The sequence below is a fragment of the Nonomuraea sp. NPDC059023 genome, from assembly GCF_042740095.1.
Classification (GTDB): Bacteria; Actinomycetota; Actinomycetes; order Streptosporangiales; family Streptosporangiaceae; genus Nonomuraea.
This window is the reverse complement of the sequence record NZ_JBHYIO010000034.1, coordinates 1-24,638: the sequence shown is the minus strand read 5'-3', so window position 1 is coordinate 24,638 and position 24,638 is coordinate 1. Positions and strand designations below refer to the sequence as shown.

At 70.2% G+C, this 24,638-nt stretch carries 21 protein-coding genes and 2 pseudogenes; 13 read left to right on the top strand and 10 right to left on the bottom strand.

What is annotated here, in order from left to right; translation table 11 throughout:
- Nucleotides 1–139 precede the first annotated feature (139 nt).
- Nucleotides 140–2,125: an ATP-binding protein gene (locus ACFWYW_RS42425; protein ID WP_379611165.1), complete on the top strand. Its 1,986-nt coding sequence runs from the start codon at nucleotides 140–142 to the stop codon at nucleotides 2,123–2,125.
- Here the strand turns inward: ACFWYW_RS42425 and ACFWYW_RS42420 are convergent.
- The 6 genes from ACFWYW_RS42420 to ACFWYW_RS42395 all read right to left on the bottom strand — a co-directional run bounded on the left by ACFWYW_RS42420 (nucleotide 2,086) and on the right by ACFWYW_RS42395 (nucleotide 10,756).
- On the bottom strand, nucleotides 2,086–3,903 hold the full coding sequence (locus tag ACFWYW_RS42420) for an MFS transporter (protein WP_379611164.1): 1,818 nt from the start codon (nucleotides 3,901–3,903) through the stop codon (nucleotides 2,086–2,088). The genes ACFWYW_RS42425 and ACFWYW_RS42420 overlap by 40 nt on opposite strands.
- A gap of 184 nt (nucleotides 3,904–4,087) precedes the next feature.
- Entirely contained in the window at nucleotides 4,088–6,157 is a 2,070-nt protein-coding gene (gene ligA, locus ACFWYW_RS42415) for an NAD-dependent DNA ligase LigA (protein ID WP_379611163.1), read from the bottom strand.
- Between the two features lie 47 nt (nucleotides 6,158–6,204).
- Entirely contained in the window at nucleotides 6,205–8,142 is a 1,938-nt protein-coding gene (locus ACFWYW_RS42410) for a GTP-binding protein (RefSeq protein ID WP_379611431.1), read from the bottom strand.
- A gap of 158 nt (nucleotides 8,143–8,300) precedes the next feature.
- Nucleotides 8,301–9,131, bottom strand: coding sequence for a CDP-alcohol phosphatidyltransferase family protein (locus tag ACFWYW_RS42405; RefSeq protein ID WP_379611162.1), 831 nt, complete (start codon nucleotides 9,129–9,131; stop codon nucleotides 8,301–8,303).
- A complete protein-coding gene (locus ACFWYW_RS42400) occupies nucleotides 9,115–10,191 on the bottom strand; it encodes a CU044_5270 family protein (protein WP_379611161.1) in 1,077 nt (358 codons plus the stop codon). Before ACFWYW_RS42400 ends, ACFWYW_RS42405 begins: the two co-directional genes overlap by 17 nt.
- On the bottom strand, nucleotides 10,184–10,756 hold the full coding sequence (locus ACFWYW_RS42395) for an RNA polymerase sigma factor (protein ID WP_379611160.1): 573 nt from the start codon (nucleotides 10,754–10,756) through the stop codon (nucleotides 10,184–10,186). The genes ACFWYW_RS42400 and ACFWYW_RS42395 overlap by 8 nt, the downstream gene beginning before the upstream one ends.
- A 190-nt stretch (nucleotides 10,757–10,946) precedes the next feature.
- Here ACFWYW_RS42395 and ACFWYW_RS42390 point away from each other — a divergent pair, with 190 nt between their 5' ends.
- Entirely contained in the window at nucleotides 10,947–12,068 is a 1,122-nt protein-coding gene (locus ACFWYW_RS42390; RefSeq protein WP_379611159.1) for a serine hydrolase domain-containing protein, read from the top strand.
- A 22-nt stretch (nucleotides 12,069–12,090) separates the two neighbouring features.
- On the opposite strand, the gene ACFWYW_RS42385 is transcribed toward ACFWYW_RS42390, so the two are convergent.
- The gene (locus tag ACFWYW_RS42385) at nucleotides 12,091–14,067 is read right to left on the bottom strand and encodes an SUMF1/EgtB/PvdO family nonheme iron enzyme (protein WP_379611158.1); all 1,977 of its coding nucleotides are present in this window, start codon (nucleotides 14,065–14,067) and stop codon (nucleotides 12,091–12,093) included.
- A 420-nt stretch (nucleotides 14,068–14,487) separates the two neighbouring features.
- Here ACFWYW_RS42385 and ACFWYW_RS42380 point away from each other — a divergent pair, with 420 nt between their 5' ends.
- Nucleotides 14,488–15,459 (top strand): hypothetical protein, encoded by a 972-nt coding sequence (locus ACFWYW_RS42380; protein ID WP_379611157.1) that lies wholly within the window; start codon nucleotides 14,488–14,490, stop codon nucleotides 15,457–15,459.
- Nucleotides 15,460–15,607: 148 nt separating this feature from the next.
- Here the strand turns inward: ACFWYW_RS42380 and ACFWYW_RS42375 are convergent, their stop codons facing one another.
- Entirely contained in the window at nucleotides 15,608–16,336 is a 729-nt protein-coding gene (locus tag ACFWYW_RS42375; RefSeq protein ID WP_379611156.1) for a hypothetical protein, read from the bottom strand.
- Between the two features lie 124 nt (nucleotides 16,337–16,460).
- Nucleotides 16,461–17,315: a hypothetical protein gene (locus ACFWYW_RS42370; protein ID WP_379611155.1), complete on the bottom strand. Its 855-nt coding sequence runs from the start codon at nucleotides 17,313–17,315 to the stop codon at nucleotides 16,461–16,463.
- A gap of 349 nt (nucleotides 17,316–17,664) precedes the next feature.
- On the opposite strand from ACFWYW_RS42370, the gene ACFWYW_RS42365 reads away from it, so the two are divergent.
- The 3 genes from ACFWYW_RS42365 (at nucleotide 17,665) to ACFWYW_RS42355 (ending at nucleotide 20,421) form a co-directional block, all read left to right on the top strand.
- Nucleotides 17,665–18,108 carry a CBS domain-containing protein gene (locus ACFWYW_RS42365; protein ID WP_379611153.1) on the top strand — a complete coding sequence of 148 codons (444 nt, stop codon included), beginning with the start codon at nucleotides 17,665–17,667 and terminating at the stop codon, nucleotides 18,106–18,108.
- Nucleotides 18,105–19,394 carry an ArsB/NhaD family transporter gene (locus tag ACFWYW_RS42360; protein WP_379631661.1) on the top strand — a complete coding sequence of 430 codons (1,290 nt, stop codon included), beginning with the start codon at nucleotides 18,105–18,107 and terminating at the stop codon, nucleotides 19,392–19,394. Before ACFWYW_RS42365 ends, ACFWYW_RS42360 begins: the two co-directional genes overlap by 4 nt.
- A gap of 127 nt (nucleotides 19,395–19,521) precedes the next feature.
- Entirely contained in the window at nucleotides 19,522–20,421 is a 900-nt protein-coding gene (locus ACFWYW_RS42355; protein ID WP_379611151.1) for an alpha/beta fold hydrolase, read from the top strand.
- 10 nt (nucleotides 20,422–20,431) lie between these two features.
- On the opposite strand, the gene ACFWYW_RS42350 is transcribed toward ACFWYW_RS42355, so the two are convergent.
- A complete protein-coding gene (locus tag ACFWYW_RS42350; protein WP_379611150.1) occupies nucleotides 20,432–20,602 on the bottom strand; it encodes a hypothetical protein in 171 nt (56 codons plus the stop codon).
- Between the two features lie 134 nt (nucleotides 20,603–20,736).
- Between ACFWYW_RS42350 and ACFWYW_RS42345 the strand changes: the two genes are divergently transcribed.
- The 7 genes and pseudogenes from ACFWYW_RS42345 to ACFWYW_RS42315 all read left to right on the top strand — a co-directional run.
- A complete protein-coding gene (locus ACFWYW_RS42345; protein WP_379611149.1) occupies nucleotides 20,737–21,066 on the top strand; it encodes a CocE/NonD family hydrolase in 330 nt (109 codons plus the stop codon).
- Nucleotides 21,067–21,114: 48 nt separating this feature from the next.
- Entirely contained in the window at nucleotides 21,115–22,044 is a 930-nt protein-coding gene (locus tag ACFWYW_RS42340; protein WP_379611148.1) for an NAD-dependent epimerase/dehydratase family protein, read from the top strand.
- A 17-nt stretch (nucleotides 22,045–22,061) separates the two neighbouring features.
- Nucleotides 22,062–23,207 carry an FAD-dependent monooxygenase gene (locus ACFWYW_RS42335; protein WP_379611145.1) on the top strand — a complete coding sequence of 382 codons (1,146 nt, stop codon included), beginning with the start codon at nucleotides 22,062–22,064 and terminating at the stop codon, nucleotides 23,205–23,207.
- Between the two features lie 151 nt (nucleotides 23,208–23,358).
- On the top strand, nucleotides 23,359–24,012 hold the full coding sequence (locus ACFWYW_RS42330) for a DUF998 domain-containing protein (RefSeq protein WP_379611144.1): 654 nt from the start codon (nucleotides 23,359–23,361) through the stop codon (nucleotides 24,010–24,012).
- A gap of 70 nt (nucleotides 24,013–24,082) precedes the next feature.
- A pseudogene (locus tag ACFWYW_RS42325) lies at nucleotides 24,083–24,232 on the top strand (ATP-binding cassette domain-containing protein); the annotation flags it as partial.
- Nucleotides 24,233–24,320: 88 nt separating this feature from the next.
- On the top strand, nucleotides 24,321–24,524 hold the full coding sequence (locus tag ACFWYW_RS42320; protein WP_379611438.1) for a hypothetical protein: 204 nt from the start codon (nucleotides 24,321–24,323) through the stop codon (nucleotides 24,522–24,524).
- Nucleotides 24,517–24,638 (top strand): annotated as a pseudogene (locus ACFWYW_RS42315) (ABC transporter ATP-binding protein); the annotation flags it as partial. The gene ACFWYW_RS42320 and the pseudogene ACFWYW_RS42315, both read left to right, overlap by 8 nt.

Sequence of the window (24,638 nt, the reverse complement as noted above, 5' to 3'; positions counted from 1 at the left end):
GAGGAATTGCCGTATTATTGCGGAGCCCCTTGACGGGCGCGCCGCGACGGCGAGCGGGTTTCGGTCTCGCCACAATCGGCAGTATCGTCGCCAGGCGACAGCGGCGCGATCTCAAGGCGGTTGATCCGTACCGTCCTCCATGAGCGAGGTCTGGCTAATGACAGCTTTCTCAGCGGTTCCCGCGGCTCCACGCGGACCATTCATTGGAGCGCGGCCTTTCGAAGCCCACGATGAGATGCTGTTATTCGGACGAGCCGAAGAGGTCCGAAAACTAACCCGGACATGGCAGCAGCGCCGGCTGACGATCCTCCATTCCGACGCCGGCGCGGGCAAGACCTCGCTGCTGCGCGCGGGCGTTGTGCCGGCCCTGAAGGCGGGCAACGCCCACGTGCTCCCCATCGGGCTGACCGCGCCCACGCGCGTGTGGCCCGTCGCCGCCCTGCCCGACCACAACAGGTACGTGCTCGCCCTGCTGTCGTCCTGGCACGCGGCCAACGCGCACACCCACGTCCCGGGCCTGTCCATCGACGACTTCCTGCAACGCCGCGAGGAGGTCGACCGGCAGGGCCGCCCCGCGCCGACGCTGGCCGCCATCGACCAGGTCGAGCTGTTCCTGCGCCCGGCCGGCGACAACGAGCACGAACGCTGCGCCTTCCTCAACGAACTCCTCTCCACCGCCGCCAAGCGGCCCCGCCTGCGGCTGCTGCTGTCGGTGCGCACCGACTACCTCGACGAGCTGCTGCGCGTGGTGAAGGGCTTCGAGGACCTGCAGTACGAGGAGTTCGCGCTCGGCCCCTTCTCCCCGGAGGCCGCCGCCGAGGTCGTCCGCCGCTCGATCGAGAGCTCCGGCTACCGCCCCGCCCCGTCCCGCACCCGCGAGCTGCTCGACGAGCTCCGCACGATCAGGGACGCCATGGGCCGGCCGCACCGCCCCGTGTCCACCATCGACCCGATGCTGCTCCAGGTCACCGGCACCCGCCTGTGGAGCCGTCCGCCCGGCCAGGACCACCCCATCGCGCGGATGGAGGACGAGGTCGACGCCGCCCTGACCGAGTACTGCTCGGCCACGCTCGCCTCGATCGCCGCCGACTTCGAGCTGCTGCCCGCCGCCTTCCACGCCTGGCTGCACCAGACGGTCGTGTCCGGCGTAGCCCGCAAGCTCGGCTCGTCGGAGCGGATCACCGCCGCCGTGGTGCGCTCCCTGGAGGACCGCCACCTCATCAGAGCCCCGCAGAAGTACGGCCTGCGCATGTACATCCTGCGCCACCCGAGGCTCATGGCCCCCCTCAGGCGGCTGGACCCCGGCCTGTGGCCCCGCCCCGCCCCCGGCACCGCGGACCGGCTGCGCGCCGCCATGGAGGCCGCCTTCGACGGCGAGCCGGAACGCGCCAGGAGCCTCGCCCGCAAGGCCGCCGACGCCTGCTCCCCCGACGAGCTGCGGGCCGGCGCGGCCATCGAGTCGCTGCTCGGCAGCATCGCCTACGAGCAGCACCGGCTCAACGAGGCCGCCGGCCACTACCTGCGCGCCTGTGAGCTCTACGAGGCGCTGCGCGACAACACCGCGGTGGGCTGGCTGCTGGCCGCGGCCGGCCGGGTCGCGCTCGACCAGGGCAGGCAGCGCCAGGCCACCGTCATGTTGCGCGCCGCCGTCGAGCGGGTCCCCCATGACGTCACCCTGCAGACCAGCCTCGGGCAGAACTTCTGGATGGCCGGAGAGCCGCAGGCGGCGCTGGCCGTACTCAACAATGTGATCAACCGCGAGGGCAACGTGCCCGAGGCCAGGCGCACCCGCGGTGAGATGCTGGCCGACCTGGGCGACGCGGAGTCGGCGCTGCGCGACATCGGGCAGGCGAGCAGCCGCTGGCCGCAGCCCTCCGCCCGCGCGGCCAGGGCGCTGGCGCTGGCGACGTTGTCACGTACGGAGGAGGCCGACCGGGAGCTGGCCGGCGCGGTCGCCGACGCCGGTGACAGCGGCCCGGTCTATCTGCGCGCGGCCAGGGTCCGCATGATCTCCGGCGACTCCTCTGACGCGGCCAGGTACGCCGAGCTCGCGATCCTGGCGATCCATCCTCCGCTGCCGCCGCATCAGCACGGTACGGCCAAGCGCCTTTCGGAGGAGCCCTGAACCAGCTCGTCATGGTCGCCGTCATCTCCGCGTGCGCCGCCGTGTTCGGCGCGCTGACCGGATCGCTCACCGCGGTCCTCACCGAGCGGACCCGCTCGCGGCACACCCGGATCGCCGCGGCCGAGCAGCGGGCCGACGACCGGCGCGACGCTCGCGATCGCGAGCTCAGGGAGACCTTCGCCACCGCGGCCGAGGCCGTGATGAACCTGGCCCTGAACGTCGAGTACGCGCAGCAGCTCCGCCGAGGCGGCACGACGCGCTTCGACCCCGCCGATCTCGCCAAACAGGTCTGGCAGGTCAGGCATGACACCGTCGCCGCCAAGACCGCGATGGCCAGGCTGCGGCCGCTGTGCCCGCGGGCGTGCCACGCGCGGATCGAGGCGCTCGGGGAGTCGCTCAGCTGGGCCGCGGCGCACGGCGAGCTCGAAAGCCCCAAAGGGATCGCGCAGCCGGTCCGCTCCCGCCTGGAGAACGAGCTCTACGCCCTCAGCGACGCGATCTTTCCATCGCCCGGCCCGCAGCCGGACCCGGACGAGCAGCCCCCAGGCGAGCGAGCCGTATGACACGGTCAGCGCCATCAGCAGGATGACGCCGGCGACCATGACGACCGCCGTCTTGGTGCCGAGCCCCGCGATCACGTACCCGGCGGCCAGCGCCCCGAGCGGCACCGCCCCGCCGGAGAAGAACCGGCTGACACTGACCACCCGCGCGTGCAGGTGGACCGGCACCTCCTTGGCGTAGTGGACCGACAGCGCCACGTTGAGGCAGGCCCCGGTGAACCCGATCCCGCCCCAGGCCAGCGGCAACAGCACGGCGACGAAGAGCACCGAGCCATGGTCACTGACCGCCAGCGCCGCGCACAGGAACAACCACGCCCACACACAGATGACGATCACCCTGCGCGGCTGCCGCCCGCTCAGAAGCCGCGGCGCGACCAGCGACCCGAGCACCCCGCCGAACCCGGAGGCGGCGATCAGCACCCCCGTCAGCCAGTACGGCAGCGCCTGCGCATGAGCCAGCAGCACCAGAGAAAGTCCGACAATCTGGAAGAAAAAATTAGCAAGAGCGCAAACAATCACCACAAGGAACAGGAACGCATCACCGCGCAGAAAGCTGACGCCTTCCCTCAAATCACTCGTCATGGCGGATCGATGCGTCACCGGTGGCTTGAATGCCTTCTTGTCCATTTTCAGGAGGAAGAAAGCAGAAAGGGCGGAGGACACCGCATCGAGGAGAAACGGCAGTCCGTGCATCAGATCGAACAGCAGCCCGCCGAACGGCCGCCCCAGCAGCCCCGCCCCGTGGATGCGCGCCTCGTTGCGCGACACCGCCTTCGGCAGGCTCTCCTCCGGCACGAGCCGCGGCACCACCGCCAGCTCCGCCGTGGAGTAGAACACCGCGCAGACACCCTGCGCCCCGGCGACCAGCGGCAGCAGCAGGGTCACATCACCTTGGCCGAACACCCCCACGACCAGCACCGACGCCAGCGCCATCTGCAGGAACGCGCTGATCACCATGATCGCCCGGCGGTTGGACCGGTCGACGATCACCCCGGCGGGAAGGTAGAGCAGCAGGCGCGGCAGCGTGCCGGCGGCCGTGACCCAGCCGGCGAAGACCGGCGATCCGGTCTGCGCGAGCGCGAGCAGCGGAGCGGCCAGGGTGGCGTTGACGGTGCCGAACTGGGAGAAGGCCGAGCCGGTCCAGAGCAGCCGGAAATCCCGTTTCCAGGCGGAGTCACGAGCGGTGCCGGACTGTACGCCTCTGGTGCTGTCGGCCACCTCAATCCCCGCTCCAGGTGCAAAACGCCACATTTGCCGTAAAAGTGCCCCTGGAGCGTGATTACGCAGCGGCCCAAAGACGTAGCGCCCCGATAGACGGGCGTCAATCTACTGTATTCCCGGAGCCCTTGGGAACTGGTCTCTCCCCCTGGCAAACCCCTTTCATCAGATTGGGAACTGCTCCCTACCCCGGGTAAACCCCTTCCACCAGAGCGGCAAACTCCTCCGGCGACATGACCCGCACGCCCAGCGATTCGGCCTTGGTCCGCTTCGACCCGGCCTTCTCCCCCGCCACCAGCAACGACGTCTTGGCCGAGACGCTCGACGACGACTTGCCGCCCGCGCGTTCGATCAGCTCGTTCATCTGGTTGCGCGACAGCGACTCCAGGACCCCGGACATCGCCCCGGTCACCACCACCGTCATTCCGGACAGCGGCCCCTGCCCGCCCTCTTCCGGGGCGGCGTCGGGTGGGGTGGCGCCGGGCTCGGTCATGTTGACGCCCGCCTGGACCAGCTTGTCGATCAGCGGCGCGAGCTCCAGGAGCTCGGCCACCACCACCGGCGCCTTCTCCGGGCCGATGCCCTCGACCTGCTGGATCGCCTCGGCGTCGGCGGCGCGGATGGCCTCCATCGTGGCGAAGTGCCGGGCGATGCGCCGGCTCATCGAACGGCCCGTCCCCCGTACGCCCAGCGCGCAGAACACGCGGCTCAGCGGCCTGCTCTTGGCCTGCTCGATGGCGGCCAGGAGGTTGTCGGTGCTGGTCTCGCCCATCCGCTCCAGGCCGAGCACCTGCTCGCGGGTCAGGAAGAACAGGTCGGCGAAGTCGGTGATGAAGCCGGCGTCGAGCAGCTGCTGGGTGCGCTGCTCGGCCAGGGTCTCGATGTCGAGCTGGTCGCGGCCGGCGGCGTACTGGATGGAGGCGATCGCGCGGCAGGCGCGGCCCCGCACGCACCGCCAGCGCTCCTGCGAGGCGTCGATCGCGTCGCCGCACGACGGGCAGACCTCCGGGATGGCGATCGGCTGTTCCTCGCCGGTGCGCAGGTGCACGACGGGGGCCTCGACGCGCGGGATCACGTCGCCGGCCTTGTAGACGACGACCGAGTCGCCGAGCATCAGGCCGCGGCGGGCGATGTCGGCCGGGTTGTGGAGGGTGGCGTAGGTGACGATGGAGCCGTCGAGCTCGACCGGCTCCAGCACGGCGCGGGGGGCGATGATGCCGGTGCGCCCGGTGTTCCACTCCACGGCGATCAGCTTGGTGATCTTCTCGGTGGCGGGCAGCTTGTAGGCGATGGCCCAGCGCGGGGCGCGCGAGCTGAAGCCCGCCGCCGCCTGGTCGTCGGCCAGGTCGCATTTGATCACGATGCCGTCGATGCCGAAGGGCAGGTCGGCGCGGGCCGCGGCGATCTGCTCGACGCGCTCCTGGACCCGCTCCAGGCTGTGGGCGACGACGCCGGCGACCGGGGTGGCGGCCGTGGTCTGGACGCCCTGGGCGGCCACCCACTCCATGACCTGGCTGTGGGGCAGCTCGCGCAGGCGGACGGCCAGCTCGGAGACGTCGTCGGGGGCAGGCAGCGCGCCGTAGCCGAAGAACGTCAGCTCGCAGGTGTAGGGGCGGTCCTGGGCGCGCAGGGTGCCGGCGGCGGCGCTGCGCGGGTTGGCGAACGTGGTGCCGTCGTGGGCCTGGCGCTTGGCGCAGGCGTCGTCGAACTGCGCGGCGGTCATCATGACCTCGCCGCGCAGCTCGACCGTGACCGGCTCGGCCAGCCGCTCGGGCAGCCCGACGATGGTGCCGGCGGCGTGGCTGACGTCCTCGCCCGCCGTGCCGTCGCCGCGGGTGATGAGCTGGACCAGCCGGCCCCTGCGGTAGCGGGCGGCGATCGCCAGGCCGTCGAGCTTGGGCTCCACGCTCCACTCCGCGACCGGCCTGCCGATCCTGCGCTCGACCGAGGCGGCCCACTCGGCCAGTTGCTCGGCGCCGAAGACGTTGTCGAGGCTGAGCATGGGCACGCTGTGCGGCACGTCGCCGACCACGGCGCCGCCCGCCACCTTGCCCGTTGGTGAGTCGGCCAGCACCTCGTCGGGATGCTCCTCCTCGTAGGCCACGATGCCGCGCAGCAGCCGGTCGTAGGAGTCGTCGTCGAGCGTGGAGGTGCCGTCGGCGTAGTAGGCCGCGGCGGCGTCGAGGGCCAGCTGCACCGCCTCCGCGTAGGCGGCGTGGTCGGCGATGAGGGTGAGGGGAGGCGCGTCGCTCATGGGTTCATCATGCCGGTCGTCACTGACATTTCCACGCCCTGAGCTGCTCAGACCCTCCGTTCCACGTGGAGCAGGTACTCCTTGCGGTTGAGCGGGTTGTGGTCGGTCCGCTCGCGCTCGGGCGGCGCGCCGGAGACCTCGTGGTGGCGCTCGAAGGAGCTCTCCAGCACGCCCTCGCCGCGGGTGAGCGCGGGCAGTTGCTGCTGCAGCTCGTGCACCCTGGCCGCGGGGATCTCTCCCTCGATCACGCCCTCGCTCTGCGTCCTGGGTATGGCCCGCAACCGCGCCAGCAACGGCAGCACCGGCCCCAGCGCGTCGGCCGGGATCTCCAGCCGGAAGCGGTGCAGCGGCTCGCACACCCGCGTACCCGCCCGCCTGAGCGCGCTCATCAGCACCAGCGGCGTCAGCCCCCTGAAGTCGGCCCCGGTGCTCGACATGCTCTTGTCGAAGCTCTGGTGCGCGTGACTCTGGCGCGGGTAGTAGCCGGAGTGCGTCATCGTGACCGTGCAGTCCACGACCTGCCACCCGCGCAGCCCCTGCCGGAGCGTCTCGTGGACGGTGTCCTCGACCGCCTTGAAGAACGCGTACGGCATGTCGCCCAGCGAGACCCCGAGCCGGAACTCCACCCCGCTGCCGACCGGCGCCGGATCCACGCGCAGCCCGACCGTGGCCAGGAACGGGTTGGGAGCCTTGTCGATGAACTCGACCGCCGAACCGGTGCCGGAGGGGCGTTCGACGCAGATCGTGGTGGTCTCGCGGAAGGTGACCGCGAGGCCGAACTCGTCGGCCAGCGTGGCCTCGATGACCTCCTTCTGCACCTCGCCGTAGAGGGACAGGAAGATCTCCTGCCGCAGGTCGTCCTGGCGCAGATTGATCAGCGGGTCCTGCTCGGCGAGCTGGGCGAGCGCGGCGCGCAGGGCGCCCTTCTCCGACGGGCGCGCGGGGATGACGACCGTCTCCAGGGAGGGCGGGGCGAAGTGGTGGGCGTCCGAGCCGGGCGGCGCCTCGCCGATCCGGTCGCCGATCCTGATGTCGTCCAGGCCCCAGAGCTTGGCGATCTGGCCCGCGCGCGCCTCCTGCCCGGGGATCGCCGCGCCGTTCCCGAAGGCGGCGATGGCGGTCACCTTGCCCTCCTGAGCGGTGCGGAAGGGCAGCTTGTCGCGCACGCGCACGGCGCCGGTGAACAGCCGGGCGTAGGCGATCTTCTCTCCCGCCGGACCGCGTTCGATCTTGAAGACGGTGCCGGAGAGCGGTGCGTCCGCCCCGCCCTCGGCGGCCGGGAGGAGTTCGCGGATGCCGTCGCTCAGCTCCGCGACTCCGGCGCCGGTGATGGCCGAGCCGAAGAAGACCGGGTGGACGAGGGCGGCGGCGGTCTGGGCCGCCAGCTCGGCGCGCAGGCGGTCCTCCTCGACGGCGTCGGCCACGTACGCGGCCAGCATCGCCTCGTCGTTGTCGGCCAGCACGTCGGCTCCGCCGTACACGCGATGGAAGGAGGCGGCGGGAGTGCCGAGGTCGTGCGCGGTCCCCAGCGGGATGGCGGCGGGGGTGAGCCGTTCGGTGATCTGGCGCAGGACGGCGTCGGTCCGGGCGCCGCGGCGGTCGATCTTGTTGACGAACAGGATCGTCGGGATGCGCAGGCGCTTGAGCGTGCGCATGAGCACGCGGGTCTGGGCCTGCACGCCCTCCACGCCGGAGATCACCAGCACGGCGCCGTCGAGGACGCTCAGAACCCGCTCCACCTCGGCGATGAAGTCGGGGTGGCCGGGGGTGTCGATCAGGTTGACGGTGACGTCGCCGATCGCGAAGGAGACGACCGCGGACTTGATCGTGATGCCGCGGCGGCGTTCGAGCGCGAGCGAGTCGGTCTGGGTGCTGCCGTCGTCGACGCTGCCGATCTCGTCGATGACCCCAGCGGCGTAGAGGAGCCGCTCGGTCAGGCTGGTCTTACCGGCGTCTACATGCGCCAAAATCCCCAAGTTGAGCATCTTCACGAAGCGTCATGTCCCTAAAAGAGGTGAGATTTACCTTTTGTGGAAACATGTACGCTTCGCGCATCTTGGGGCTCCTTCTTCTCATCGACGGAGCTGGGCGGCCGGCCGTCCGTCCCGAGTAGAGCAGACGGCCACCCCCGCTCTCAACGCAATTAACCCCCCGCCCTCATGCCGGTCAGCGCCCTGGTCAGGTCACGCGAGGACAGCCAGAGCTTGTACATGATCGCCACCTCGAAGACCAGCAGCAGCCCCGCCGCGGCCAGCGTGACCGGCACGACCAGCCCCAGCAGCGGCCCCACGATGAACACCGCCATCTGGAACTCGATGCCGCTCATCAGGTGCGTACGCACCCGGTGGTCGCGCAGCCAGTCGCGCGCCACCATGTACCAGGAGAAGCGGCTGCGGAAGCCGCGCTGCAGGTCGATCAGCTCCTCCGGCTCCACATGGTGCTCCTCGTCGTGCTCTTGGTCCGGGCCGCCGATCGCCTCGTCGAGCTGGCGGCGCATCGCGCGGCGGACCTTCGCCACCTGGAAGGCGTCGACGTAGCGCAGCATGTCGAGGAAGACCACCGCGATGCCGAGGATCAGGTAGAGGTCCTGCCCGGTCAGCCGGTACTGCCCCCACATGAGCGCCACGGCGCAGGCCAGCACCCGGATCCGGTCGAAGACGTAGTCGAGCCAGCCGCCGAAGACCGTCCCGGTCCCCTTGAGCCGCGCGATCTTGCCGTCCACGCAGTCCAGGACGAAGCTCAGGTGGTACAGGACCGCCCCGGCCGCCAGCCAGTTCCAGTCGCCCATGACGAAGCAGGCCGCCGACCCCAGCCCGAGCGCGAACGCCGCCCACGTGACCTGGTTCGGGGTGATCGAGGTGCGGTTGGCCGCGGCCACCACCAGCCGCCCCGCCAGCGGATCGACCAGGAACACCGTCCACCACGCGTCGCGCGGCTTGTACGTGCGCTCCCTGACCTCATTCAGCGTGAACACGATCGCTCTCCCAGGCCGGTTCCTCGTCCGTCCAGCCGATCTGCTGGTAGGCGGTGAAGGAGCTGACCTCCACGCTCTGGCCGTCGGCCAGCCGCCCCACGCCCTTGGTCTCGTTGGCCAGGGGGAAGCCGCTGTCCGGATCGACCACGAAGCGGGCGTCGCTGACCTGCCCCTCCGGCCGGTTGACCTGGTAGCGAAGCGCCTGTCCCGTACGGCCCAGCGGATCGGTCACCTCTCCCTCCGCCGTCATCCCGGGCAGCGAGGCCATCACCTGGTACGCGGAGGCGCGTACCTCAGGCGAGACCGGCAGCCCGGACAGGATCTCCATGCAGCTCTTGCGCAGCCGGGAATCCCGCTCCCGCGGGCTGACCGCGCCGATCTTCGCCTCCAGGTACGAGCGCAGCGGCGCCGCGCCCGCCGGGATCCTGCCGACCTCGTCCCAGTCGACCGGCTCCTTCGGCGCTCCGCCCACCCGCGCCCCCGGCGCCGACTGCACGGTCTCGCCCGCGCCGATGAAGCCCATGCCGGTGACGTCGTCCGGGTAGCGCCAGCTGACCGGCCCGCCCGCCGCCTGCCAGGCCAGCTTGTCCTTCTCCGAGGCCGGCCGGGCGCCCAGGTACTGGTTGAACGACCCGCTCCGCCCGCCCGCCGCCCGGGTCAGCCAGGTCTCGCTGGCCGAGTCGCGGCGCAGCACGTACCGGCGATCGGGGCTGACGATCAGCTTGCCGGTGACCGTGCGCGCCCGCCAGTAGTCGCCGGCCGAGGGCGTCCTGGCCATGGCCGTGGCCGCGGCGAGCAGGATCTGCCTGGCGGTCGGCGCGGTGGAGGCCGCGGTCGGGTCGGGGGTCAGCAGGACCAGGTCGTCCGAGGGCATGATGACCGCCACCCCCAGCGCCGTGGCCAGCGCGGCGGCGACCATGCCGGTACGCATCGGCGTGACCCATCTCCTGGGCCGGCGCGACAACGCGTCGCTCAGGCGCGCGCGGCCTTTGTCGGTCGTCTCCCGGGTGGGGCCCGGAGCGGAGAGCAGATCGCGCACCGCGGTCAGATCATCATCCATCGGTCCCTCCGATCATGGGATTGGTTCCGCCCAGGGCCGCGCGTAACTTCTTGCGGGCCCGGTTGAGGCGGGATCCGACGGTCCCGAAAGGAATGTCGAGCACCTGGGCGACCTCCTCGTAGCTGAGATCGGCCAGCGCGATGAGGAGCAGCACGTCGCGGTCCCCGTGGGACAGGCGTTCCAGCGCCGACGCGAGCCGCCCCTGTGCGTTCGCGGCGGCGACCCGTGTGGTCACGCTGTCCTCGGGGCCGTCGTCGGCCAACGCGTCCACCGGAGCGCGCTGGAAGGCGGCCAGCCGGCGGGTCTCACTTCTGCGGTGCTGGGCGAGGAGCTTGGTGGCGATCCCGTACAGCCACGGCCGTACGGCTCCGCGGGCTGCGTCGTAGGTCCGCCTCTTCCGGAAGGCGACGAGAAACGTCTCGGCGGCCAGGTCGTCGGCGATGTGCGGGCCGAGCCGGCCGGCGAGATAGCGGTAGATCTCGTCGAAGTACCGGTCGTAGAGCACCGCGAACACGTCCGGGCGGCGCCACGACTGCTCGATGAGTGCCGCGTCATCGACTGTCACAGGCACGTCCGGGGGAGCGGCCATTCGCATGGTGTCCCTTCTTTGGGTTACACCCGGTATTCCGCCGAAGCCCGGATTCGCCTTCACACTTTTTCGGGATATCTCCCACCAAGTTGCGTACAAGGTACCCAGTAACCTAGCCTGACCCCTAACCGCGTACAACGTACCCAGTACTGGAAGGGGCATCAGAATGGCGCACGAAGAGGTCCAGCGGATCCTGGACCAGGCTGTTGCCGAGGACGGCATCCCCGGCATCGTCGCCGAGGTCCACGACGCCGGTGAGACGTGGTTCGGCACCGCGGGAGTGGCCGACCTCGCCACCGGTCGGCGGCGGCAGCCCGGCGAGCACCTCCACATCGGCAGTTCCGGCAAGGCCTTCACCGCCGCCACCGTGCTGACCCTCGCGGCCGAAGGCAGGCTGAGCCTCGACGACCCGGTGAACACCTGGCTGCCCGGCGTCCTGGAGGCCGGCGGCTACGACGGCGGCAAGATCACCATCCGGCATCTCCTCAACCACACCGGCGGCCTGTTCCTCACCGGCCTCTCACCCGAACTGCAGCACAGCATGATCACCCAGCCGACCCGCGTCTGGACCACCTCCGAACTGGTGAAGCTCGCGGTGTCCCAGCCGCCGGCCGGCCGGCCGGGCGAGCAGTTCGTCTACGCCAACGGCGGCTACTACCTGGCCGGCGCCATCATCGAGAAGGTCACCGGCAACACCTACGCCGCCGAAGTCGAACGCGCCGTCATCCGGCCGCTCGACCTGACCCGCACCCACGTACGGCCCGCCGACGCCACCGGCTATCCCGACCCGCACCCCACGGCCTACCTCACCGGCGCACTCAAGGACGGCGTCGACCCGGCGACCCTCACCGCCGAGAACTGGGCGTCAATGATCGACCACGACAAACCGCCCATCGACGTCACCGCGCTCAACACCTCATGGGGCTGGGCGGCCGGCGGCATCGTCTCCACCACAGAAGACCTGACCCGCTTCCTCCACGCGATCGCGACCGGCGGCCTGCTGCCACCGGCTCAGCACCGCGAGATGTGGACCATGGTCACCAACGACGGCGGCGTCGTCTGGCTGCCGCACGCCCGCTACGGCCTCGGCGTGATCGAGTTCGACAGCGCGGGCATGGACGGCCTGACCGTGCGCGGCGTCAGCGGCACCCTCCCGGGATCCTTCACCCTCGCGCTGAGCACCGACGACGGCCGGCGGAGCGTCGCCGTCCACACCAACATCGAGCCGGACACCATGGACCTCCCCATCAAGATCATCAACGCGGTGTACGGCGTCGCCCTCGCCTGACCGTCGTTCGCGGGCTAGCGGACTATCGGGGCGGCAGGTCGACGGCGAGGCGGAAGCCGACCGAGGGGGAACGGGTGAGCCCGGCGCCGAGCAGGAGCAGCTTGGCCGACACGCCCGCCGGTTGCGGGCCGCCGTCGAAGTACCAGTCGGAGCCTTCCGGGACGTAGGCGCTGCCGCCCTTGAGGATGCAGAACCGGGTACGCCCGTCGGTGTGCTCGCTCTCGGTGAGGTTCCACACGAGTGGCTCGCGGCGCTCCAGCAACCCCGCCTCCCCGGCGACCTGCCACTCGTCCTCGGTGGGAAGACGCGCTCCCGCCCAGGCGGCGTACGCGCGCGCGTCCTCCAGATCCACGTGGGTGGCGGGCGCGTCCGCGACGTCTCCGGCCAAGAACCGTTCGGGGCGGACCGGCCGGTAGCCGCTGGAGCGTACGAACTCCGCGTACTCCCCGGCGCTCACCTCCCTGACCCCGATGGCGAACCGCCCGAGCCGGACCGCCCGGCGCAGCGTGCCGGTGTGGTGCAGCCTGGGAGGCAGCGGCTTCCACTCATCGACGTAGGGCGCCTCGCCGTACAGGCCGGTCTCCCGCACGCGGTGGCGGACGGTCAGCTCGTACCCGCCCCCGCCCGCCTCCACCATCCCCGCCGGTACGGCTTCGCGAGGCGCGTACGGCTTCGCCATCCGCACAGCGGCCCTGGCCGGAAAGACATCATCCTCCGGCTCCCCGGCGTCCGGCGCCGACGGCACCTCGACACCCGGCGACACCTCGACACCCCGCGGCACCTCGACGCCCGGCGGCACCGGCATCACGGCCGCGACGCCGCCCGCCGGCAGCGGGCCGCCGATGTGGACGCCGCCGTCCGGGGCGGGGCTGACGGTCAGCGGCGTGCCCGTGGTCAGGTCGATCCAGCGGTGGCCGGGCCGATCGTCCGTGCTCAGCCAGGGCCCGTCGCAGGCCGCGCCGCGGTTGACGACCGTCCACAGCGGCACCCCCTCGTGGACCCAGCGGGAGCCGTACACCGTGGTGCCGGGGACGTGGTCGGCCAGCGGCGTCCAGTCCGGCGAGCCGAACCAGGCGGCGTGAGTCCGATGCACCCGGCGCATGCCGCGCAGCACCGCGCGGTCGCGGGCGTTCCAGCCGACCCAGACGCCGAAGACGTTCTCCCAGACGAGGATGCCGGCGCCGTTCAGCCAGGCGGAGTGCAGTTCGTCCAGATGGTCACGGTGCCAGCGCCGCGTGTGATGCGGCAGGTGCCCGCGCTCGAACCACTTGGCGCGCAGCACTCCGGGCACCGGCGAGTCGGCGAACCACTGGGCCCACGACATCTGGTGGTCGTGCACCCGGGCCAGCGGGATCCGCGACTCGCCCTCCATGACCAGTCCGGGCCGGATGGCGTCGAGCGCGGCGCGCAACGCCGGCCGGCCTTCCTTGGAGCTGTCGAGGAAGATGCCGTCGGCGCCGAGCCGCTCGGTGAGGTCCGCGATGTCGGCAGAGGTCTCGCCGGCCCAGGGGTAGTAGCTGAGATAGACCCGTACGCCGCGCCGCTGGAAGTCCGCGACGACTTCCCGCAGCTCGGGAATGTCGCGATAGAAGGCGAACTGGTCTCTGTCGTCGATCCCGATCACCGGGTAGGCGTGCCAGAGCAGCACGCCGTCGTACCCGCCGAAGTCCCGCTCGGCGGCATCGAGGAAGGCGTCCACGGTGAAGGTGCCGCGCGCGTGGTCGTACAGCGTCTCGTCCCACAGCCAGGCCACGCACACGCTGAAACGATCACGGTCGGACACCCGGTAGCGCTCGTCCGAGTAGCCGATCCGCTCCCGCGCCTGCTCCCGCCACTGCCCGATCCGCTCGCGCCACACCTCCCACAGCGCCGGATCGCCGGGTGCGGCGAAGATCTTCGCCTCGTCCAGCACCGACAGGTCGCTTCCCGCCGCCAGCGGTACCTCGGTCGGCAGGTCGATCGGCCTGGGCAGATACGGGTTGAACCCGGGGGATTTCATGAAGGCTCCCAAACGCCGTAAACGTTTACGGAACACCCTCGCACGGCCTGCCGCCCGAAACCAGCCCTTACGTCGTTGGGATCGCCCTCAATGAGACACGTTCGTGATTTATCCAACGAACACTCGTTTTGAGCGGATAAGTGGTTCGGTAAATCTCTTCCCCGGAACGGCACAGCGTCATCCCCCAAGGAGGACCAAGTGATCCGTGCGACGGTACGAATCCTGCGCGCCGCTGTCCGAGCTGCCGGAGTGTCAGGCATGCTTGCCAAACTCGCCGGTATCCGCATGCGGCCCCGCTACACCCCACTGACCTCACACCCAGGGATATCCGTCCTCGTCAGCCGCGGGAAACGAGGACGCCTGAGCCTGATTCCCTCAATGGGGGAATATCCCGTCTACGACGATGTCATATATCACTTCATGACAAAGGACGAGAGAGGGAATGAGCCATTTCGTAAGGCTCTCAACCGGCTGGCGCCAGGACGCTCCGTACTGGATCTCGGCACCGGGCGTGACCTTCTCTGGGCTCGCCACGCCCTCCAGAGCGGCGCCAGGCGGGTGGTCGCGATCGAAGGCCAGGAAGACACAGCGCTGAAGGTCCGGAGGAAACTCACCAAGCTGGGCGTCGGCGACCGCATCGAACTCGTGGAAGGCTGGTCGACCGACATCGACCTCCAGGACCGGGTGGACGTCTGTGTCGCTGAGGTCATCGGGTGCATCGGCGGCTCGGAAGGGGCGGCCGCCGTGATCAGCGACGCCCGCCACCGGCACCTGAACGACTCCGGCATGATCATCCCCGCGCGCTGCGTCACCCTGACCGGTGCGATATGCATGCGCGACCTGATGCCCGCACCGGCCCTCGACCCCATCACCATGCACTACCTGGAGCGGACCCTGGACGTCATCGGCCACCCCTGCGACATGCGGATGGCCCTGCGCGGAGTCCGCCCAGACGACCTGCTCACCGGATCGGCCCCCGTCGAGACACTCGACTTCAGCACCGAACTCGACCCGACCGCGGAGGAGACGGCCGAGGTGATCGTGAAACGCCCGGGGCGCGTCGACGGGCTCCTGCTGTGGATCCGCCTGTGGGGACACGCCGACGACGAGCCCATCGACTCCCTGGCACAGGACCTGGGCTGGAACCCCGTCTACCTGCCCGCCTTCGCCCAACCCATCCCCGTCGAACAGGGCGACCGGCTGAACGTACGCTTCACCCGCACCCTCAGCGACGACCACGTCCACCCGGACTACTTCGCGACCGTCCGCCTGACGACCAGGCACGGGACCCACGAGGCGGAAGCGGAGTCCAGGCACCACCCCCGCCAGTTCCGCGCCAACCCGTTCTACGCGACGCTCTTCTCCGATTCCAGGCGCCGATCAGCTCACTGACGCCCTCAGACGTGGCCGAATTCCCACCTGAGCTTCGGCCTGGACACGCGCCCGATCCCTGACACGCACCCGGCGGTACCACCACGAGCGGTACCGCTCGGCCGCGGGTGGGCCGGGGCACAACGCCGGCGTCTCAAGCCGGCCTCACCTACATCTGGCGGCCGGGACGGGTGTCGAGGGGATCCAGGTTCTGCTTTTCGGGATAGCCAGGGGCCTTGTCGAAGCGGACGGTGCTGCCCTCACGGTTGAACCAGCCCTTGAACCGCCAGTTGATGAAGCCGCCGTCGCCGGGGTTCACGAGCGTCTCGGCGGTGTCGAAGATGTAGACGGAGTAGACATGGGCAGGAGCGACCTTCTTGCGGGTCTCGGGGTTGGTGGCGCCGAGCCCCCAGTGGCACAGCATCAGCTTGGCCGCCGGTTCGTTCTGGACGAGGCTGCCGCCCCAGTCGTGCTTCTTGAAGTAGGAGCTGCCGTTGCCCAGGCTGGGTGCGATGGTTTTGCCGTCGTAGCTGAGGCCCTGGTAGAGGACGGCGATGTTCCACCGGCCGCTGGAGGCCTTGTCCGCGGCGGTGAGGGCTTCCTCGGTGAACTTCTCGCGCCGGCCGTCCATCCTGGTCTCATCGACGATCATGGAGATGAGACCGCCGATCGCCTCTCCGGCGGTCATCGCTCCGTTGGAGCCGCCCCCGCCCTTGCCGTGCTTGCCGTTGGGGTTCCACTGGTTGGCAGCGGGGTTGACCGGCATGAACGGCGAACGCGCACGGCCCTCCTGGCACGGGTACTTGTCGTAGTCGGCGGCGGCCGAAGCCGGCGGCGCCGCCACGAGCACCGAGCCCGCCACCACGACGGCGGCTGCGAGTTTGCTGGTGATGGTCATGGATCATCTCCCTCGATCGGACACTGACCGGCAGACCGTAACGACGGGGGATGGACAACCTGTGACCGATAGATAAATCCGACCACGACGTCGAATCAGCCAGGACGTCCCGCTCGTGTAACCATCACCTCTTCGGTGACTCCCCGCACGCGTTCGGGACGGGCGGTGACAGTTGGAGTGAGGACAACGCCGAGAAGAGGTCGTCGAAGGTGTGGAAGGAGTCGATGGCGCTTTCGTAGGCGTGGATACGTCGCCGATATTCGGCGATGATCGCTTCCCACTCGTGTCGGTGGTCGCCGCCGGCGGCGACGAGGATCGAGTCGTAGGTTCCCAGATCGCAGCCGATGGTGATGTCGACGAAAACGTCTCCCGGGGCGAGCAGGATCCCCATTTCAGGTGGCCGCTGTCCGCGTAGTGAATCGATAAGCCGGGTCTTGCGGTCGAGGTCGGTGAGGCCGAAGAGGTTCACGCTGCCGTAGGCGTCGGCCAGCGTGACGGTGGTCAAGGCTGTCAGCTCACGCAAATCCCGGACGGGGAACAGACCGGCCTCCCGCTGATGCGCGCGCTGCCAATCGCTGGGAGCCGGTCGAATGGGCAGCATATTGCGGGGGACAACGAACCCACGGTCGCGGGCGGGCCAGTCCGTCCGTTCGGAGTCGATTCCGTACTCCCAGCCGATGAGGTCGTAGTCCTGCCGCCCCTCATAATGGATCACCTCGTCGCGCGCCCAGGTCGGGACGGCGAAACGATGCCGTCCTGCCGTGAACGCCCAGGCCAGCCCGAGGTAGACCGCCACTTCTTCCTGGTTGTTGTTGTTCACGCCATAGCGGAAGAAGGGGTTGTGTCGCTCGTCGCTGGGATATTCGAGCTCGTAGAGACCAGGCCAGTGGCGTTCGATGACACCCTGCCCGAATTCGGCGATCAGCCGGGCAGAAGTAATGCCGTTGGCGTACTCGAAATCGAAGTCCAGGCGGCTCATGGTCACCAGCCTAGGTTTGACGGGCACCCGTCGTTATGGGTTGTGTTCTTCCGGGCGGAAGCCGTACCCAGCAGACGAAAGCCCGCCGCGGACGCCTCCACCAGCTCGCTCGCTCCCGGGGTGTAGCCGTGCAGATCGCAGAAGAACATCCCACCCGCAAACCAGCCCCGGGCCATCGCCTGATGGGCGGCAACCAGAGCCAGCGGGTCGGGTTCGGTAACGCGGGCCCGCTGAGCGACCAGGGCATGGCGCTCTGGCCGATCTTGACGGTCGTTGATAGGTTTCCAACAGGTGTGCCGGGAAGTCTGGTCGGCAATTTCTTCCGTCTATCCCCGGAAAGGCGCCCGCCGTGCGCGCTCGCGACCTGCTCGCCGACTTCCCCACGGTCACCCTGGACACCGCGGTGATCGACGCCGCCCGGCTGCTGGCCGACCAAGATCTGCCCGGCCTGATCGTCGTGGATGACTCCGGCCTGCCGGCCAGCATCCTGCCCGGCACCCAGGTGCTGCGCCTGGCGGTCCCCGGCTACTGCCAAGACGATCCAGCTTTGGCGCGGGTGGTGGACGAAGCGCACGCCGACGCTCTGCTCACCTCCATGACCGGCCGGACCGTACGCGAGGCGCTCCCCACCCGGGCCCGCGAGCTGCCGGTCACCGACTCGCAGGCCACCGCGCTGGAGCTGGCCGCGCTGATGGCCCGCACGCACAGCCCGCTGGTCGCGATCGTGGACGGGGACCGGCTGCTGGGCGCGGTCACCCTGCAGGCGCTCATGGACGGGCTGCTGGCCCAGTGACCGCACTGGCCTGGCTGTCGGTGGCGGTCTTTCTCGGCGCCTACGCGCTGATCGCCACCGAACGCATCCACCGGGTCGCCGCCGCGCTCGGCGGCGCCGGCCTGATGCTGCTCATCCACGCCAGCGACGCCGGTGCGGCGTTCTTCTCCGAGCAGAGCGGCATCGACTGGAACGTCATCTTCCTGCTGCTGGGCATGATGGTGATCGTCGGCGTGCTCAAGCAGACCGGCGTGTTCGAGTATCTGGCGATCTGGGCGGCCAAACGGGCGCGCGGCCGGCCGTACCGGCTGATGGTGCTGCTGGTGGTCATCACCGCCTCGGCCTCGGCGCTGCTGGACAACGTCACCACGGTGCTGCTGATCGCGCCGGTCACCTTCCTGGTGTGCCAGCGGCTGGCGCTGCCGGTGGTGCCGTACCTGATCGCCGAGGCGATGGCCTCCAACATCGGCGGCGCCGCCACCCTGGTCGGCGATCCGCCGAACATCATCATCGCCAGTCGCGGCGGATTGTCGTTCAACGACTTCCTCCTCCACATGGCGCCGATGGTCATCGTGCTGATGGTGGTGTTCGTCGCCCTGTGCCGGATCTTGTTCCGCCAGGTGTTCGTCTACGACCCGAAACGCGCCGCCGAGATCATGCGGCTGAACGAGCGGGAGGCGATCGCCGACCGCGCTCTGCTGTGGCAGAGCCTCGCCGTGCTGGGCCTGGTGATGGCGGCGTTCGTGCTGCATCCGGTGCTGCACTACGAGCCGTCGGTGGTGGCGATCTTGGGCGCCGGTCTGCTGGTGGCGGCCACCAAGGTGACCACGGAGCAGGCCATCGCCGAGGTGGAGTGGCCCACCCTGGTGTTCTTCATGGGCCTGTTCGTCATGGTCGGCGCGCTGGTCGAGACCGGTGTGATCGGCCAGGTCTCCCGCCTGGCCGTCGATGCCACCGCCGGCCAGCTCGGGCTGGCAACGATGGTGTTGCTGTGGGCCTCAGCCGGCCTGTCGGCGATCGTGGACAACATCCCCTATGTGGCGACCATGAGCCCGATCGTGGCCGAGCTCGTCCAAGCCTCGGGCGGCAACGACGGCGCTCAGGTGCTGTGGTGGGCGCTGGCCTTCGGCGCCGATCTGGGCGGCAACGCCACGGCCGTCGGCGCCGCCGCCAACGTCGTCGTCATCGGCATCGCCGCCCGCAACGGCACCCCGATCAGCTTCTGGACCTTCACCCGATACGGCCTGATCGTCGCCGTGGTCACCGTGGCCCTGGTCACCCCCTACCTGTGGCTGCGGTATCTATGAGCGACCTGGTAGCTCGACTCGGGCTGATCGTCCTGCTGCTCGTGTGCGCCATGGTCTACCGCGGGCGTGATCGACGGTAGACCCCCGCCGGCCCAGCTCATGATCGGCTTTCCATCAAGGAGGTGCCATGGTGACCGCTTCTCGCGCAGGCTTTCCCGAGCGCGCCACCACCCTCGCGCGCACGCCGGCCGGGCCGGTGGAATACCGGCTGGAGGGCCCGCTGGAAGGCCGGGGCAGCCAGACGGTCCTGGTGTTGCACGGCGGTCACCTGCGGGCGGGGCTGGCGCTGGGTGAGGAGGTGTTCACCGACGCCGGGTTCACGGTGCTGGCGCCCTCGCGCCCCGGCTACGGCCGTACGCCGCTGAGCACGGGCACGACGCCGGTCGGGTTCGCCGGCGCCATCGCCGAGCTGTGCCGGAGTCTGGGCATCGAGCGACTGGCCGCGGTCGTGGGCATCTCGGCCGGCGGGCGGACCGCCCTGATGCTCGCCGCCCTGCACCCGCACCTGGTCGAGCGGGTCATCCTGCAAAGCGCGGTCGCCTTCCTGCCCTGGCCCGACCGGCTGATACGGCTGGGCGGCCGGGTGGTGTTCCACGCCAGAGTGGAGGCCGGCACCTGGGCGGTCATGCGCTCACTGATCCGCCTGGCCCCGTCCCTGGCGCTGCGCCTGCTGCTGCGTGAGCTGTCAGCGCTGCCCGCGCGCCAGGTCCTGGCGGGCCTGTCCCCTGCGGAGCGCGCCACGCTGGCGGGGTTGTTCACCAGGATGCGCTCGGGCAGCGGTTTCGTCGCCGACATGCTCCCCGTGCCCGACTGCGCCGCACAGGTCCACCAGCCCGTGCTGGTGATCGCCACCCGCCACGACCGGTCGGTGGCTTTCGCCCATGCCGAGTCCTTGGCGTCGGTCCTGCCGAACGCCGAACTGGTCGAAAGCCGGGCCGACAGCCACATGATCTGGTTCGGCCCCGACTATCCCCGCATCGCCACCAAGATCGGTGAATTCCTCACCCCAGGCGGAACGCTTGCCTGAACCTCAGGCATCAGCGGCGCTGCCGATGCCGGCGGTCCAGCAGGGCGGGGAGTTCGCCGAGCAGGAAGTTGTAGAAGGCGTGCATCTGGCCCAGCCGCCGATGGGCGCGATCGCCCTCCTCGGTGGCGGCGGCCTGGAGCTCGGTCTCGTGCGCCTGCATGAACGGCAGAGCATCGAACACGCCGACCGTTCAGTAATTTCCGAAAATTCGGTATAGTTCGCTCATCGGCCTCCCGCGAGAGGTTCGATGGTGTGCCGGGAAGCCTGGTCGGCGATGTGCCCTCTCATCAGAGCCGACAGGAAGCAGATCCGGCCATGACCCTGCTCAGCCGTTTGTACGGCGTGCGCCCCGCCCCTGTGCGCCGCGACGTGGAGATCCCGGCCGCCGACGGTGTGCGGCTGCTGGCCACGCACTACTACCCGGCCGGTCAGCGCCGGCCGCCGCTGGTACTGCTGCGCAGCCCGTACGGGAGAGGCAACGTCCTGGACCGGCTGCCGGCGCTGCTGGCCGAGCGCGGCTACCAGGTGCATCCGGCTGCAGGTCTCCAGCGGCGCCCACCCATGCTTCGGCCGCAACCCCAGCACCGGCGAACCGCTCGCGACCGGGACGAACCTGCGCTCTTCGGAGCACGAGATCTTCCATGACCACAACAACCCGTCAGCTCTCTGGCTGCCGCTTACTTCAGGAGCGTCGTGAAACTCATCGTCCTCGGCGGTACCCATCACGTCGGCCGCGCCATCGTCGAGGCCGCGCTGGAGCGCGGCGACGAGGTGAGCACGCTCAACCGCGGACTCAGCCGGGATCCCGCTCAGGGCGTGCGGGCGCTGATCGCCGACCGTACCGACCTCGAGTCGGTACGGCGAGCCCTGGGCGACGGGGAATGGGACGCAGTGATCGACACCTGGGCGTGGGCGCCGCGCGTGGTCCGCGACAGCGCCCGGCTGCTGGCCGGGCGGGCTGGACACTACGGCTACGTCTCCAGCCGCGGCGCGCACCGCTGGCCCTGGCCGCCGGGCGCCGACGAGAGCGCCCCGCTGGTCGATGCCGACCCGGAAAGTGACGACAGCCTCGACTACGCCGCCGCCAAACGCGGTGGTGAGCTGGCCGTGCTGGAGTCCTTCGGCGAGCGGGCGCTGCTGGCGCGCGCCGGCATGATCCTCGCCCCGGCCCCGGCCGAGGCGCCGCTGCAGTACCTCGACGTCCGGGATCTCGCCGACTGGATGCTCCGGTCGGCCGATCGCGGCCTGAGCGGAGCCTTCACCGTGACCGGCCCGCCCGGCGCGATCACCCTCGGCGAGCTGCTCACCACAGCGTTGGAGGTCACCGGCTTCGACACCGACTTGGTGTGGACCGAGCCGGACCTGCTCATGCGCCACGGCCTGCCGCTCGGCATGGAGCTCGGCCTGCGCCTGCCCGACGGTACTGCGCCGAGCGGCATGCACGACGCCGACGTCAGCGCCGCCCTGGCCGAAGGCCTCACCACCCGCCCGCTACGCGAAACCCTCGCCGACACCTGGGCCTGGCTGCAGGCCGAAGGCGACCCGGCACCCCGCGCGGACGCGCCCTCCCCCGACACGTGGCTGGACGCCGCCGCCGAACAGCGGCTGCTCGACCAGCTCTAAAGGAGCACCACCTCATCATGCGCGCCATCATCATCGGAGCCGGCATCGCCGGCCTGGCCACCGCCCTGCGCCTGCACCAGATCGGCTGGGACACCCTCATCGTCGAACGCGCCCCGCAGCGCCGCGGCGGCGGCTACGCCGTCACCTTCGGCGGCATCGGCTACGACGCCGCCGAACACATGGGCATCCTGCCCGACCTGCTCAAGAAAGGCTTCATCACCGACGAACTCGTCTACCACAAGCCGAACGGCCAGCGCCGCTTCTCCCTCGACCGCGCCACCATCGCCGCAACCACCGGGCCGCGCTCGATCACCATCCTGCGCGGCGATCTCGAAGCCGTCCTGTACGAGAAGGTCGAGGGCCACACCGAGATCCGCTTCGGCACCACCCTCACCGCCATCGACCAGGACAGCCGCGACGTCCGCGTGAGCTTGACCGACGGCAGCATCGAGGAGGCCGACCTGCTGATCGGCGCCGACGGCCTGCACTCGGCCACCCGCGCCCTGGCCTTCGGCCCGGAGAAGGACTTCCTGCTCGACCTGGAGCACAAGGTCGCCGTCTTCATGCTCGACGAACGCCCTGCCAGCATCGCCACCGGGGCCGCCGGCACCCTGTCGTCCGGCGGGCGCACCGCCGCGGTCATCAGTATCCCCGACGGCCGCAACGTCGCCTTCTTCGGCTACCGCTCCGACCACGCCAGGCCAGGTGAGGACGTCGCCACCGAACTGCAGCGCGTCTACGGCGACCTCGGCTGGGTCATCCCCGAAGCCCTGGCCGGACTTCAGCGGGCCGACTCGGTCTACTTCGACACCATCAGCCAGGTCGTCGCACCGTCCTGGAGCAAAGGCCGCGTGGTCCTGCTCGGCGACGCCGCCTGGTGCGTCACCCTTTTCGCCGGGTACGGCTCCGCGCTGGCCGTCGGCGGCGCCGACCGCCTCGGCATCGAACTCGAGGCCCACCCCGGCGACATCCTCGCCGCCCTCGCCGCCTGGGAGGCCGCCATCCGGCCCGAGGCCGAGCGCAAGCAGAAGCTCGGCCGCCGCGTCAAAGGCGTCTACGCCCCCGCCAACCCCCTGGTGTTGTGGCTGAGCCAGCTACCGCTGCGGCTGGCCTCCCTGCCGCCGGTGCGCCGGTACATGATCCGCCGCTTCATCAAGGGCTGAGCGACATGTAGCACCTGGCCGGGCAGGCGGCCAGGTGCTACATTCCAGGCGACTGTAGGAGCGCACCCCGGCAAGGGGTTGCGACCGTCGGTGAGCCGGGAAGCCTGGTCGGCCCACGATCTTCCGATCGTGGAGCTAGGAGGCTCCCCCCATGCGCCCGACCACCACCCTGCTCGCCTGCGGCATCGCCTCCGGCGTCCTCGTCCCGGCCCTGCTGCTGCTCGACGGCGCCACCCGGCCCGGCTACAGCCTCTGGCACCACGGCGCCAGCCAGCTCGGCACCGGAGAGCGCGGCTGGCTGCAAACCGTCAACTTCGTGATCGGCGGGCTCCTGCTGCTCGCCTTCGCCGCCGGATTGCGTCGTGCCCTGCCCGGCGGCCGGGCCGCTGTCTGGGCGCCGCTCCTTCTGGTGGCCGCCAGTCTGGCGATGGTCGTTGCCGGGATCGTGCCCACCGATCCCGCCCTCGGCTATCCGCCCGGCCAGCCCGCGGCGGTCACCACCGCGGGCCGCCTCCACGGGCTGGCCGGACTGGTGCTGTTCGCCGCGCTGGCCGCCGCGCCGTTCGTGCTGGCGCGAAGCCCGGACATGGGTAGCCGGGGATGGGCGCTCTACTCGCGCTGGTCGGGGGCACTGGTCATCGCCTTCGCCATCGCCGCCGGGATCGCCTTCCGCCTGGACGCCTCCGGCTTGCTCCGGCCCGCACCCGCCGGGCTGCTCGAACACGCCGCCTTGCTGGTCGGCTTCGCCTGGATCATCGCCGTCGGCGTCCGCTTGCGCCGCGCGAACACCGCAACGGAGGCATGAGCGTCCTGCAGGACGGGCTGCTGGCCTGGGCGCTGTTCATGCTCATCGCCCAGCGGCGAAGAAGCGCCTGATGGACAGTGCGGAGGCCCCGGTCCTTGAAGCGTCCGACCTGACCAGACGCTACAGCGACGTCCTTCTGAGCCTGCAAGCGGGCCAGATCTACGCCCTGCTCGGACTCAACGGCGCCGGCAGGACCACGCTGATCCGCATGATCACCCCAACCGCCGGATCGGCGCCGGTGCACGACGCGGCCGTCTCTGGACTCCGGAGGTACTCGGCCCGCCAACCGCGCCGCCGTGATGGCGGCGATGCACCTCAGCACGATCGTGCTCCACCAGCACCTGACCCGGCGATTCGGCATCGACGCGCTACACCGGGCCAACCTCGCCAGGCTCGGCATGGCCATGATCGACGTCTACGCGCACCTGGGCCAGTGGATCACCTCCGGACAGGGCGGCCAGGTCCGCCAGGCCATCGCCGACCACCACGCCAAGGAGCACCCTGATGACTGATGCGATCCAGATCCGGTCACTGATCAAGAACTACGGCCGCACCCGCGCGCTGGACAGCCTGGACATGAGCGTGCGCGAAGGCGAAGTGCACGGCTTCCTCGGCCCCAACGGCGC

Bases quoted from the DNA above. Each gene is read 5' to 3' on its own strand.
- ACFWYW_RS42410 (WP_379611431.1), bottom strand. From the start codon at position 8,142: ATGCTCAACTTGGGGATTTTGGCGCATGTAGACGCCGGTAAGACCAGC.
- ACFWYW_RS42425 (WP_379611165.1), top strand. From the start codon at position 140: ATGAGCGAGGTCTGGCTAATGACAGCTTTCTCAGCGGTTCCCGCGGCT.
- ACFWYW_RS42400 (WP_379611161.1), bottom strand. From the start codon at position 10,191: ATGGATGATGATCTGACCGCGGTGCGCGATCTGCTCTCCGCTCCGGGC.
- ACFWYW_RS42390 (WP_379611159.1), top strand. From the start codon at position 10,947: ATGGCGCACGAAGAGGTCCAGCGGATCCTGGACCAGGCTGTTGCCGAG.
- ACFWYW_RS42320 (WP_379611438.1), top strand. From the start codon at position 24,321: ATGCACCTCAGCACGATCGTGCTCCACCAGCACCTGACCCGGCGATTC.
- ACFWYW_RS42370 (WP_379611155.1), bottom strand. From the start codon at position 17,315: ATGAGCCGCCTGGACTTCGATTTCGAGTACGCCAACGGCATTACTTCT.
- ACFWYW_RS42330 (WP_379611144.1), top strand. From the start codon at position 23,359: ATGCGCCCGACCACCACCCTGCTCGCCTGCGGCATCGCCTCCGGCGTC.
- ACFWYW_RS42355 (WP_379611151.1), top strand. From the start codon at position 19,522: ATGGTGACCGCTTCTCGCGCAGGCTTTCCCGAGCGCGCCACCACCCTC.
- ACFWYW_RS42335 (WP_379611145.1), top strand. From the start codon at position 22,062: ATGCGCGCCATCATCATCGGAGCCGGCATCGCCGGCCTGGCCACCGCC.
- ligA (WP_379611163.1), bottom strand. From the start codon at position 6,157: ATGAGCGACGCGCCTCCCCTCACCCTCATCGCCGACCACGCCGCCTAC.
- ACFWYW_RS42385 (WP_379611158.1), bottom strand. From the start codon at position 14,067: ATGAAATCCCCCGGGTTCAACCCGTATCTGCCCAGGCCGATCGACCTG.
- ACFWYW_RS42345 (WP_379611149.1), top strand. From the start codon at position 20,737: ATGACCCTGCTCAGCCGTTTGTACGGCGTGCGCCCCGCCCCTGTGCGC.
- ACFWYW_RS42375 (WP_379611156.1), bottom strand. From the start codon at position 16,336: ATGACCATCACCAGCAAACTCGCAGCCGCCGTCGTGGTGGCGGGCTCG.
- ACFWYW_RS42380 (WP_379611157.1), top strand. From the start codon at position 14,488: ATGACAAAGGACGAGAGAGGGAATGAGCCATTTCGTAAGGCTCTCAAC.